The organism is Flavobacterium sp. N2038 (genome assembly GCF_025947185.1).
GTDB lineage: Bacteria > Bacteroidota > Bacteroidia > Flavobacteriales > Flavobacteriaceae > Flavobacterium.
Genome location: NZ_CP110001.1, coordinates 4,359,348 through 4,371,969, shown reverse-complemented (window position 1 = coordinate 4,371,969; position 12,622 = coordinate 4,359,348). Strand labels below are relative to the sequence as shown.

Below are 12,622 nucleotides of genomic sequence, written 5' to 3'. Positions count from 1 at the left end.
ATATATAGGTAGAAAATGAAGAGTGGAGTATTCGGTATATTAAAAGCCAGGTTTCTAATCAACGATGATGCAGTAAAGAACTGGAGATTCATTGTTTTTATCATTTTGCTTGCCATTTTGATGATTGCAAATACACAGCGATACGAACAGAAGGTTTTTGAAATTGCAAAGCTGAATAATGAAGTAAAAGAATTAAGATCTGAGTTTGTAGATCGACGTTCAGAATTAATGAAATTAAAAATGGAATCAACGATATCGGATAAAATGCTTGAAAAACAGATTTTTCCATCTACAGTTCCTCCAGTAAAAATAGAAGTTAAAAAAGAAGAAGAAAAAAGTTTCTTTAAAAGAATATGGCAGTAGACGATAAACATATATCCTACAGAATTTACCTCGTAGCAGTTTTCATCTTTTTGATGGCAATTGCTATTGTTGTTAAATTGACCAATATTCAATGGGTTGAAGGAGATTATTACAGAAAACTGGCAAAACAGCGTACGGTAAGAAACTTTGTAATTCCGGCCAACAAAGGAAATATTTATTCTGCTGACGGAAGTTTACTGGCAACATCGATTCCTAATTATGAAATTAGATTTGATGCAAAAGCGCCAAAAACGGAAACTTTTGAAAAGTATGTAAAAGCATTATCAGATTCATTGGCTACAGTTTTGGATAGACCATCAGGTTATTACGAACAGGAATTAAGAAAAGCCAGAGCCAACAAAAATCGTTATTATTTGATCGCTCGCAAGTTGAGTTATACTGAATATGTAAAAATTAAAGGTTTTCCATTATTCAAATTAGGTGCTTTTAAAGGCGGAATTATAATTGAACAAGAAACCGTTAGAAAACATCCTATAGGTAAAATAGCTGAAAGAACGATAGGTTATGATAAAATTGATCCGGCAACGGGAGTAGAAGTTGGAAAAGGAATTGAATGGGCTTTTAAAAGTTATCTGAACGGAAAAGACGGTAAAATTCTAAAGCAAAAAATTGCTAAAGGCCAATGGAAACCAATTCGTGATGTAAACGAAGTAGATCCAGTTGATGGTTATGATGTAATTTCTACGATAGATGTATTTATTCAGGATATCGCACACCACGCTTTGTTGAAACAATTAGAAGATTACGAAGCAGATCACGGTTGTGTGGTAGTAATGGAAACAGAAACAGGTTATATAAAAGCGATTTCAAATTTAGGAAGAGCAGAAGATGGTACTTATTACGAGACAACAAATTATGCGGTTGCTGAATCTCACGAACCTGGATCGACTTTTAAATTAGTCGATTTAATGGCGATTTTAGAAGATAAAGTTGCCGATACAAGTACAGTTTACGATAGCCATGGAGGGGAAATCAGATATTATGGAAGAGCTGTTCGGGATTCGCACAGAGGCGGTTATGGAAAAGTTACCCTGGCACGCGGATTTGAACTTTCGTCAAATACAGTAATGGTTCAGGCGGTTTATGATAATTACAAAAGTAACCCTTCTAAGTTTGTAAATCATATCAATGAATTAGGCTTAAATAAACCATTAGGATTACATTTTAAAGGAGAAGGAAGGCCTTATATTCCGCAGCCTGGAGACAAACATTGGTCAGGTACAACACTTCCATGGATGGCTTTTGGATATAACGTTTCGGTTACACCAATGCAAACTTTAACCTTGTATAACGCAGTTGCAAACAATGGGGTAATGGTAAAACCGCAATTTGTATCAGAAATTAAAGAATGGAACAAAAACATTAAAAAGTTTGATACAGAAGTAATGAATCCAAAGGTTTGTTCGCCAGAAACACTCAAAAAAGTAAAAGCAGTTTTGGCAAATGTGGTAAAAAAAGGGACGGGTTCTAAGTTGTATTCAAAAGATTTTTCAATGGCAGGAAAAACGGGAACGGCTATGGTGAATTATGGTAACGCAGGAAGAGAAGGAATGTATTATGCTTCTTCTTTTGTTGGGTATTTTCCGGCTGATCATCCTAAATATTCCTGTATTGTAGTGGTTCATAAACCAAATACGGCTAAAAATAATTATTATGGAGCTGATGTTGCAGGGCCGGTTTTTAAAAGAATCGCTCAAAAAATATTTACAGATGCGCCATCAACAAATAAAATAAAACAACTGGATTCTAAAATTGCAAAACAAGAAAGCAGTTATGACAAGTATACGGTTGAAGCAAACAAAAAATTAAGTCAGGTTCCTAATTTAAAAGGAATGCCGGGAATGGATGCAGTAGCTTTATTAGAAAATCTGGATTTAAAAGTAAAAGTTATAGGTGTTGGAAAGGTTAAAAAACAATCTATTCAACCGGGACAAAATATTAGTAAAAATGCAATTATAGTATTAGAATTATCATGAAAATACTAAAAGACATATTATACAAAGTAGCGATTGAATCTGTAACAGGTTCGACAGAAATTGGTATTCATAAAATTGATTTTGATTCAAGAAAAATCGAAGAGAATGATGTTTTTGTAGCTATTCGCGGAACACTTTCAGATGGTCATGATTATATCAGTAAGGCTATTCAGTTAGGTGCAGTGGCAATCGTATGTGACACTTTGCCGGAAAATACAGAAAAAGGAATCACCTATATTCAGGTAAAAGATACCAATACTGCATTGGCTTTCATGGCTGCAAATTATTTTGGAGATCCTTCTGAAAAATTAAAGCTTGTTGGTGTTACCGGAACAAATGGTAAAACAACAATCGCTTCTTTATTATTTCAATTGTTTAAAAAAGCCGGATTTAAAGTGGGTTTATTGTCAACTGTAAAAATTATGGTTGATGAAACAGAGTATAAAGCAACTCATACAACTCCTGATTCTATCACGATTAATCATTATTTGAATGAAATGGTCGAGGCAGGTGTTACACATTGTTTTATGGAAGTAAGTTCACATGGAATTCATCAAAAGCGTACAGAAGCGTTGCATTTTGTAGGTGGAATTTTTACGAATCTTTCTCATGATCATTTAGATTATCATCCAACTTTTGCCGAATATAGAGATGTAAAAAAATCATTCTTTGATTCATTGCCGAAAACAGCTTTTGCTTTAACCAACATAGATGATAAAAACGGACCTGTAATGTTGCAAAATACAGTTGCAAGGAAATTTACTTATGCCCTTAAATCGTATGCTGATTTTAGAGCACAGATTTTAGAAAGTCAATTATCAGGTTTATTATTGAAAGTCAATGACAATGAAGTTTGGGTAAAACTAATCGGAACATTTAATGCTTACAATGTACTGGCCATTTACGGTACGGCAATAGAATTGGGTATGGATAGTCTTGAAGCGTTGCGCTTATTGTCTGATTTAGAAAGTGTTTCGGGTCGTTTTCAGTATATAGTAACAGATTCTAAGATTACTGCAATTGTTGATTATGCTCATACGCCGGATGCTTTGGATAATGTGATAAAAACGATCAATGATATTCGTACCAAAAACGAGCAATTGATTACCGTTGTGGGTTGCGGAGGTAACAGAGATAAAACGAAAAGACCTATTATGGCCAAGATTGCTTCAGAACTTAGTGATAAAGCAATTTTGACTTCTGATAATCCAAGAAATGAAAATCCGGAGGTGATTTTAGACGAGATGGAACAAGGAGTTGAAGGTCAGAATTACAAAAAGATCTTAAGGATTACTGACAGAAAACAGGCCATAAAAACAGCTTGTCAATTGGCACAGTCAAATGATATTATCCTAATTGCAGGTAAAGGTCATGAAACTTATCAGGAGATAAATGGTGTTCGTCATCATTTTGATGATATGGAAACAGTAAAAGAAATTTTAGATCAACTAAATAAATAATAATACCTTTTTTAAGTTCAAATACCACCAGAATGATTGGAATTTGGAGTTTCAAAATTAGAATTTAAAAAACAGAAAAATATGCTGTACTATTTATTTGAATATTTAGACAAAACATTAGATGTGCCGGGAACAGGAGTTTTTCAGTACATCACTTTTAGATCGGCATTAGCTTTGATGCTTTCGTTGCTTTTATCAACGATTTACGGAAAGCGAATTATCAACTTTTTGCGTAATCAGCAAGTTGGAGAAACCGTTCGTGAGTTAGGTCTTCAGGGACAAAATGAAAAAGCTGGAACTCCAACAATGGGAGGACTGATTATCATTTTTGCAACCCTGGTTCCGGTTTTGTTATTTGCCCGTTTGCATAATATTTATATCGTATTGCTTATTGTAACTACTCTTTGGATGGGGACAATTGGTTTTATTGATGATTATATTAAAATATTCAAAAAAGATAAAGAAGGTCTTAAAGGAATTTTTAAAGTAATTGGTCAGGTTGGTTTAGGGATTATTGTTGGTGCGGTTTTGTATTTTAATCCTGCAGTAACAGTAAGAACAGATACTGGAAGAACAGATATTTTTAAAGCAGGAATAAATACAACTGTTGTTTTACCAGTTGCGGCGGAAGAAAAGTCAACAGCTACAACAATTCCTTTTGTAAAAAATAATGAGTTTGACTATGCTGAGATATTGGCGTGGACAGGTGAGGGATATGAAAAATGGGCCTGGTTAATTTTTATTCCGGTTGTAATTTTTATCATCACAGCGGTTTCTAACGGGGCTAATTTAACAGACGGAATTGATGGTCTTGCGGCCGGAACTTCTGCGGTGTCAGTTCTGGCACTCGGAATATTTACGTTTGTTTCGGGGAATATTATTTTCTCTAATTACCTGAATATTATGTATATACCCAATTCAGGTGAAATGACGGTCTTTATATCTGCTTTTGTGGGGGCTTTAATTGGGTTTCTTTGGTATAACTCTTATCCTGCATCTGTATTTATGGGAGATACAGGAAGTTTAACTATTGGAGGAATTATTGCAGTTTTAGCAATTGCTGTTCGAAAAGAATTATTGATTCCGTTATTATGTGGAATCTTTCTAGTCGAGAATTTTTCAGTGGTACTGCAAGTAAGTTATTTTAAATTCACTAAAAAACGATACGGAGAAGGACGAAGAATATTCCTCATGTCGCCTCTTCATCATCACTATCAGAAAAAAGGATATCACGAAAGTAAAATTGTGACCCGATTCTGGATTGTTGCTATAATGTTAGCCATATTATCAATCGTTACTTTAAAACTTAGATAAATGAGGCTAGTTGTTTTAGGAGGAGGAGAGAGTGGTGTAGGTACTGCTATTCTCGGTAAGAAAAAGGGATACGAAGTTTTTGTATCGGATTTTGGAAAGATAAAGGAAAGCTATAAAGAAGTTCTTATCATTAATAAAATTCCTTGGGAAGAAGAACAGCATACAGAGGATTTAATTCTTAATGCTGATGTGGTAATGAAAAGCCCGGGAATTCCGGAAAAGTCGCCAATAGTAAAGAAGCTTGTAGCAGAGGGGGTTAAAGTAATTTCAGAAATAGAATTTGCAAAACCTTTTACAGAAGCACTCACAATTGGAATTACCGGAAGTAATGGCAAAACGACAACAACGATGCTTACGTACCACTTGCTTAAATCTGCAGGATTAAATGTTGGTTTGGGCGGGAATATCGGAAAGAGTTTTGCGTGGCAGGTAGCAGAGAATAAGTTTGATGCATACGTTCTTGAATTAAGCAGTTTTCAGCTGGATGGAATTATAGATTACAGGCCCGATATTGCTATAATTACGAATATCAGTCCGGATCATTTAGATCGATACGAATATAAGTATGAGAATTACATCAATTCAAAGTTTCGAATTACAATGAATCAAACCGAAAGCGATTATCTCATTTACGATGCTGACGATGAGGCAAGTGCAGAATGGTTAAAGAAAAACAAAACAAAAGCAAAATTAATTCCTTTTTCATTGACGAAAAAATTTGATGAGGGAGCTTCTATAAATAACAACAAAATGGAAATAAAGATCAACCAAGAAGAGTTTACAATGGAAACAGAACACATTGCGTTAGAAGGAAAACATAATATGAAAAACGCAATGGCAGCAAGCTCTGTAGCAAAGTTGATGCAAATTAGAAATGCAACAATTCGCGAAAGTTTATCTAATTTTCAAGGTGTTGAACACCGTTTAGAAAAAGTATTAAAAATTCAAAATGTTCAATATATCAATGATTCAAAAGCAACAAATGTAAATGCAACTTTCTTTGCTTTAGACAGTATGACTGTTCCTACGGTTTGGATTGTTGGAGGTGTTGACAAAGGAAATGATTACAATGAATTAATGTCATTAGTTCGTGAAAAAGTAAAAGCAATCATTTGTTTGGGAATCGATAATCGTAAAATTATTGAAGCTTTTGGTAATGTTGTTGATATAATGGTGGAAGTAAATAATATGAACGATGCAGTAAAAACTGCTCAAAGATTAACAGAAAAAGGTGATGCAGTTTTGTTGTCTCCGGCTTGCGCAAGTTTCGATTTATTCGAAAACTACGAAGACAGAGGGAAGCAGTTTAAGCAAGCAGTACATAATTTATAAAAATAGTTTAGAGTTTCAGTCCCAATAGTTATCGGACTAGAAACCTAAAACAAGAAAAACTTGAAACTACACGCATGAAAGAGTTAGTAAACAAACTAAAAGGAGATAGAGTAATATGGTCATTTGTGGCTTTATTAGCGCTGTTTTCGTTTATGCCTGTTTTTAGTGCGAGTAGTAATTTAGCCTACATAGGTCACGGAACCGGAAATACATTGGGTTATTTGGTAAAACATCTGGCGCATATTTGTATTGGTTTCGCTATTATTTATTGGGTACACAGAGTTCCATATCATTATTTTAGAGCAATTTCAAAAATAGCGCTGCCTATTGTGTGGTTCTTGTTGCTTTATACCTTGTTAAAAGGGACTGTTATTGCAGGAGCAAATGCAAGTCGTTGGATTCAGGTGCCATTTATAGGAATTACGTTTCAGACTTCAACTTTAGCATCAATTGTTCTTTTTATTTTTGTAGCTCGTTATTTATCTAAGACCAAAGAAGAAAATGAACCATTTCAGGTTTCGTTTGTTCAGCTTTGGGTTCCTGTGTTTATTACATTGGCGTTAATTTTACCGGCAAACTTCTCGACTACTGCGCTTATATTTTCAATGGTTATGATGTTGACGTTTATTGGTAAATATCCATTAAAATATATTGGTTTTATCATTGGATCGGGAATTGCTATGCTTGCGTTTTTTCTTTTGGTTGCAAAAGCTTTTCCGGACTCAAGATTCTTTAGCAGGGTATCAACATGGGAAAGCCGTATAATGAATTTCACTACAGATAAACCTGATGAAGATGATTATCAGATCGAAAAAGCAAAAATTGCGATAGCATCGGGAAAATTTGGAGGTTTGGGGCCTGGAAAAAGTGTTCAGAAAAACTTTTTACCACAATCTTCTTCCGATTTTATTTATGCCATTATTGTTGAAGAGTATGGATTAGTCGGAGGTGTAGCAATATTAGTTTTGTATCTGTTGCTATTATTTCGATTTGTTATAGCATCGCATAAAGCAAATACATTATTTGGAAAATTAGTCGTCGTCGGGCTCGGATTTCCGATGATATTTCAGGCGATGATCAATATGGCAGTTGCGGTTGAATTATTACCTGTAACAGGGCAAACACTTCCATTGATAAGTAGTGGGGGAAGTTCGATTTGGATGACCTGTTTAGGACTTGGAATTATCATTAGTGTTACCAAAAAAGAAGAAGAAATTGCAGAAGAAAAAGAAGAGAAAGAGAGAAGGAAAGAAGCACTTCAGAGATTAATCGATAAAGAATTAGCAGAAGAAGATTTGTCTGCTGATGAAAAAATATATGAAGAGGAAGAAATGTATTCAATAGAAGACAATTCAAGAAATCCAATGAATGCAGTTTTAAATAAATAATTAAAGGATAAAATAGTTTAACAATAACTATTCAAAATATGACAAAGTATAAATTCATACTAAGCGGAGGAGGAACAGGGGGACATATTTATCCTGCAATTGCTATTGCAAACGAATTAAAATTACAATTTCCTGATGCGGAATTTCTTTTTGTAGGAGCCAAGGATAAAATGGAAATGCAGAAAGTGCCTCAGGCAGGTTATGAAATAAAAGGACTTTGGATTGCTGGTTTACAAAGAAAATTGACTTTGCAAAATTTGATGTTTCCTTTAAAGTTGGCATCAAGTTTATTAGAGTCAAGAAGAATTGTTAAAAAGTTCAGACCAAACGTGGTAATTGGAACCGGAGGTTTTGCCAGCGGACCATTGTTGCAGGCAGCAGGAGCAGCGGGAATTCCAACAGTTATTCAGGAGCAGAATTCTTTTCCCGGAATTACGAATAAATTGCTGAGTAAAAAAGCAAATGCAATATGTGTTGCATATCAGAATTTAGAGCGTTTTTTTCCTAAAGACAAAATTGTTTTAACGGGAAATCCAGTGCGTCAGGATTTAATTGATATTGCCAGCAAGCGTGATGAAGCTGTTGCTTTTTATGATTTAGATCCAAATAAAAAAACATTATTGATTTTAGGAGGAAGTTTAGGTGCCAGAAGAATCAATCAGTTAATTGAAAAAGAATTGCAAAATTTCCTTTCACAGGATGTGCAGATAATCTGGCAGTGCGGGAAATTATATTTTGAAGAGTATAAAAAATACAATCAGCCAAATGTAAAAGTGGTTGATTTTATAGAAAGAATGGATTTTGTTTATGCGGCTGCAGATGTCATAATTTCACGAGCAGGAGCTTCGTCAGTTTCGGAATTATGTATTGTTGGGAAACCGGTAATTTTTATTCCGTCTCCTAATGTGGCTGAGGATCACCAGACTAAAAATGCGCAGGCAATTGTAGATGAAAAAGGAGCAATTTTGTTGAAAGAATCTGAGCTGGAAAGCGAGTTTAGCATTGTTTTTGAAGCGCTGCTGAAAGATGAAGGAAAACAAAAACAATTGAGCGATAATATTAAGAAACTGGCAATGCCAAAAGCAACAAAGGATATTGTTGCAGAGATTGTAAAGTTAATTCGTTAAGCTGTAAGCAGTAGGCTATAGGCGGTAAGCTTTAAACCAACTGCTTAAGGAAGAAAAGAATCAAATAATAAAATATAAGTCGAAGGCTTAAAGCCTAAAGCTTAATGCTTAAAGCAGAAAAAAAATGAATTTAAATCAAATACAAAACGTTTATTTTATTGGTATTGGAGGCATCGGAATGAGTGCCCTGGCTCGCTATTTTAAATATATAGGGAAACAGGTTTCAGGTTACGATAAAACACCTTCAATGCTTACAAATGAATTAATTGAAAGCGGTATTGATATTCATTTTGAGGACAATATTAGTTTGATTCCAAGTAATTATCACGTAGAAAATACGCTGGTAATTTTTACTCCGGCTGTGCCAAAATTACATTCAGAGTGGAACTATTTTATTGAAAGAAATTACGAAATTAAAAAGCGTGCCGAGGTTTTAGGGATTATTACCAAAGACACTTTTAGTTTTGCAGTGGCCGGAACACACGGAAAAACTACAACATCAAGTATTCTTGGGCATATTTTGTATGAAAGTGGTGCTGATGTTACTGCTTTTGTGGGTGGAATTGTTGAGAACTATAATTCAAATTTAATTGGAACCGGAAAAACGGTTACAGTTGTTGAAGCTGATGAATTTGATCGTTCGTTTTTGCACCTTCATCCCAATATTGCCTGTATAACTTCTATGGATGCAGATCATTTGGATATCTACGGTACAAGTGAGGCAATTGAGGCTTCATTTGTTGAATTTGCCGAAAAAGTTGAAGATAAAAATAACTTGTTTATCACCAAAGAATTGCCTTTAGATGGGGTTCAGTGTGCTATAAACGAAGATGCAGTATATAAGGCATGTAATGTTCGAATTGAAGATGGAAGCTATGTTTTTGATGTGCAGACACCGTCAGAAATTATGAAAGATCTACATTTTGGATTACCAGGAAAACACAATTTAATGAATGGATTAATGGCTATTGCGATGGCAAAAACTTTCGGCACCCCGACCGAGTCAATTGCAAAAGCCATTGCTTCATTCAGAGGAATAAGAAGACGTTTTTCTTATCAGATTAAATCAGATAAGTTAGTTTATATAGACGATTATGCACATCATCCAACAGAAATAAATGCTGTTCATCAGGCTGTTAGAGAATTGTATCCGGGGCGAAAAGTTTTAGCTATTTTTCAGCCACATTTATTCAGCAGAACAAAAGATTTTGCTGACGGATTTGCAGCGAGTTTATCTCAGTTTGATGAAGTGTTTTTAATGGATATTTACCCTGCACGCGAGTTGCCAATGGAAGGAATTACATCGGAATGGCTGTTGGGTAAAATGACAAATTCGAACAAAAAAATTGTTGCAAAAAATGATTTATTAGCGCAAATCAAAGCCAGTGATGCGCCGATAATTGTAACAATAGGAGCTGGTGATATTGGAGAAATGGTACCATCAATTAAAAAGATGCTGAATGAAAATATTTAATTGGACAAATATTCGATTATTATTCATTTTAGGGCTTGTACTTTTTTTGTATTCGTTCGCACAACATCGAAATGGGGACAGAAAACTAAAAAAATCCATGGTCGTTTTTGTAGGAGAAAATACGCTTTTTGTGAAGCCGGAAACGGTTAATAAATTGTTGATAGAAAATAAAAGAGACGCTTCCAGTATTAGAAAAGATGAAGTAGATTTGAATAAGATAGAAAAAACCCTTGATACGCAAGACATGATTGAGAAGTCAGATGTTTTTGTAAGTATCGACGGTGTTCTAAAAGCGGTAGTAAAACAGAAGACACCAATAGCAAGAATTTATGATGGTGACCGATCTTTTTATATTGACTATGAGGGCAATAAAATGCCTTTATCAGACAATTTTACAGCGCGAGTTCCTCTTGTTTCAGGGGCAATAATTGAAAAAAATAACGAAGATTTAGCTGCTTTATTTCGCACAATTTATGACGATGCGTTTTTGAGAAAAAACATCATTGCAATTCAAATTATGCCTAATGGCAGCCTAAAAATGTTTAATCGAAACTATGATTACTTCATAGATTTTGGCAGAACGATGAATGTTGATAAGAAATTTAGAAACTATAAAGCCTTTTTTCAAAAAGCAGTTTTAGATAGTTCGTTATACAAATACAAAAAGATTGACCTTAGGTTTACGGAACAAGTAGTTTGCACAAAATAATAGAAAATGGAAAAAGATAACATTGCAGTAGGTCTAGATATTGGAACAACCAAAATAGTTGCCATGATAGGCAAGAAGAACGAGTATGGTAAGCTTGAAATTTTGGGTATTGGTAAATCCAAAAGTTTGGGTGTTGCGAGAGGAGTTGTTAACAACATCACGCAAACTATTCAATCGATTCAGCAAGCGATAATCGAAGCAGAAAATAATTCAGGTTACAAAATAAAAGATGTAGTTGTTGGTATTGCAGGACAACACATCAGAAGTATTCAGCATACAGATTACATCAGCCGTAATAATCCGGAAGAAGTAATTGGCGAAAAAGATATTCAGCTTTTAATCGATCAGGTAAATAAACTGGCGATGTTGCCGGGGGAAGAAATTATTCACGTTCTGCCACAAGAATTTAAAATCGACGGGCAGTCTGAGATTAAAGAACCAATCGGAATGTACGGCGGAAGATTAGAGTCTAGTTTTCACGTTGTAGTTGGGCAAGCATCATCGATCAGAAATGTTGGAAGATGTATTCAGAGTTCAGGAATCGAATTGTCTGGATTGACATTAGAGCCATTAGCTTCTGCAGATGCAGTTTTAAGTCAGGAAGAAAAAGAAGCTGGTGTTGCGTTAATCGATATCGGAGGCGGAACAACAGATTTAGCTATTTTTAAAGATGGAATAATTCGTCATACAGCTGTAATTCCTTTTGGAGGAAATGTAATTACAGACGATATTAAAGAAGGATGTTCGATTATCGAAAAACAAGCTGAGCTTTTAAAAATAAAATTCGGATCGGCCTGGCCAGGAGAAAATAAAGACAACGAAATTGTCTCTATTCCTGGTTTAAGAGGCAGAGAGCCAAAAGAGATTTCGCTTAAAAACTTGTCTAAAATTATTCACGCTCGTGTAGTGGAAATTGTAGAACAGGTTTTTGCAGAAATCAAAGCTTACGGACATGAAGATCCACGCAAAAAATTAATTGCAGGTATCGTTCTTACGGGTGGTGGAGCACAGCTTAAGCATATTAAGCAATTAGTGGAATATATCACTGGTATGGATACCAGAATTGGATATCCAAACGAGCATTTAGCCGGGAACTCAAGTGAAGAAATCTCCAGTCCATTATATGCAACAGCAGTAGGATTAGTGATGAACAGTATCGAAAACAGTACACAAAGTGCCGTTAGAATGGAAATTGTTAATGAGCAGCCAAAAGTGGTTTACAGAAATGTACCGCCACCGGTTCAACAACAACGATACGAAGTAGAAGAAAACTACGTTGAAAGAGTAGAAACTATCGAAGAGACCAGAGAAACCAGAGTTAATAAGGTACAAGCGGAGTCTACAGAAACAAAAATAAGAAGATCATTCTTCGATCGTTATGTCGATAAAATCAAAGATTTTTTAGACAACGCAGAATAAAATAATAAGAGAAAAGGAATTACTATTGGCCCCAAGTCA

The 12,622-nt window shown here is 34.9% G+C and carries 10 protein-coding genes; all 10 read left to right on the top strand.

Annotated features, from left to right (window positions below; translation table 11 throughout):
* The first annotated feature begins 15 nt into the window (after nt 1–15).
* The gene (locus OLM51_RS19065; RefSeq protein WP_264552161.1) at nt 16–363 is read left to right on the top strand and encodes an FtsL-like putative cell division protein; all 348 of its coding nucleotides are present in this window, start codon (nt 16–18) and stop codon (nt 361–363) included.
* A complete protein-coding gene (locus tag OLM51_RS19060) occupies nt 354–2,360 on the top strand; it encodes a penicillin-binding protein (protein ID WP_264552160.1) in 2,007 nt (668 codons plus the stop codon). Before OLM51_RS19065 ends, OLM51_RS19060 begins: the two co-directional genes overlap by 10 nt.
* A complete protein-coding gene (locus OLM51_RS19055; protein ID WP_264552159.1) occupies nt 2,357–3,820 on the top strand; it encodes a UDP-N-acetylmuramoyl-L-alanyl-D-glutamate--2,6-diaminopimelate ligase in 1,464 nt (487 codons plus the stop codon). Before OLM51_RS19060 ends, OLM51_RS19055 begins: the two co-directional genes overlap by 4 nt.
* 81 nt (nt 3,821–3,901) lie before the next feature.
* On the top strand, nt 3,902–5,134 hold the full coding sequence (gene mraY, locus OLM51_RS19050; RefSeq protein ID WP_264552158.1) for a phospho-N-acetylmuramoyl-pentapeptide-transferase: 1,233 nt from the start codon (nt 3,902–3,904) through the stop codon (nt 5,132–5,134).
* Complete coding sequence (gene murD / locus OLM51_RS19045; protein WP_264552157.1) at nt 5,135–6,466, top strand: UDP-N-acetylmuramoyl-L-alanine--D-glutamate ligase; 1,332 nt, start codon at nt 5,135–5,137, stop codon at nt 6,464–6,466. It begins immediately after the preceding gene.
* A 74-nt stretch (nt 6,467–6,540) separates the two neighbouring features.
* A complete protein-coding gene (locus tag OLM51_RS19040; RefSeq protein ID WP_264552156.1) occupies nt 6,541–7,854 on the top strand; it encodes an FtsW/RodA/SpoVE family cell cycle protein in 1,314 nt (437 codons plus the stop codon).
* Between the two features lie 38 nt (nt 7,855–7,892).
* Complete coding sequence (gene murG, locus OLM51_RS19035) at nt 7,893–8,981, top strand: undecaprenyldiphospho-muramoylpentapeptide beta-N-acetylglucosaminyltransferase (protein WP_264552155.1); 1,089 nt, start codon at nt 7,893–7,895, stop codon at nt 8,979–8,981.
* A 124-nt stretch (nt 8,982–9,105) separates the two neighbouring features.
* Entirely contained in the window at nt 9,106–10,455 is a 1,350-nt protein-coding gene (gene murC, locus OLM51_RS19030; protein WP_264552154.1) for a UDP-N-acetylmuramate--L-alanine ligase, read from the top strand.
* Nucleotides 10,442–11,164, top strand: a complete 723-nt coding sequence (locus tag OLM51_RS19025) for a cell division protein FtsQ/DivIB (protein ID WP_264552153.1) — start codon at nt 10,442–10,444, stop codon at nt 11,162–11,164. The genes murC and OLM51_RS19025 overlap by 14 nt, the downstream gene beginning before the upstream one ends.
* A 6-nt stretch (nt 11,165–11,170) precedes the next feature.
* Entirely contained in the window at nt 11,171–12,583 is a 1,413-nt protein-coding gene (gene ftsA, locus OLM51_RS19020) for a cell division protein FtsA (protein ID WP_264552152.1), read from the top strand.
* The last annotated feature ends 39 nt before the right edge of the window (nt 12,584–12,622 follow it).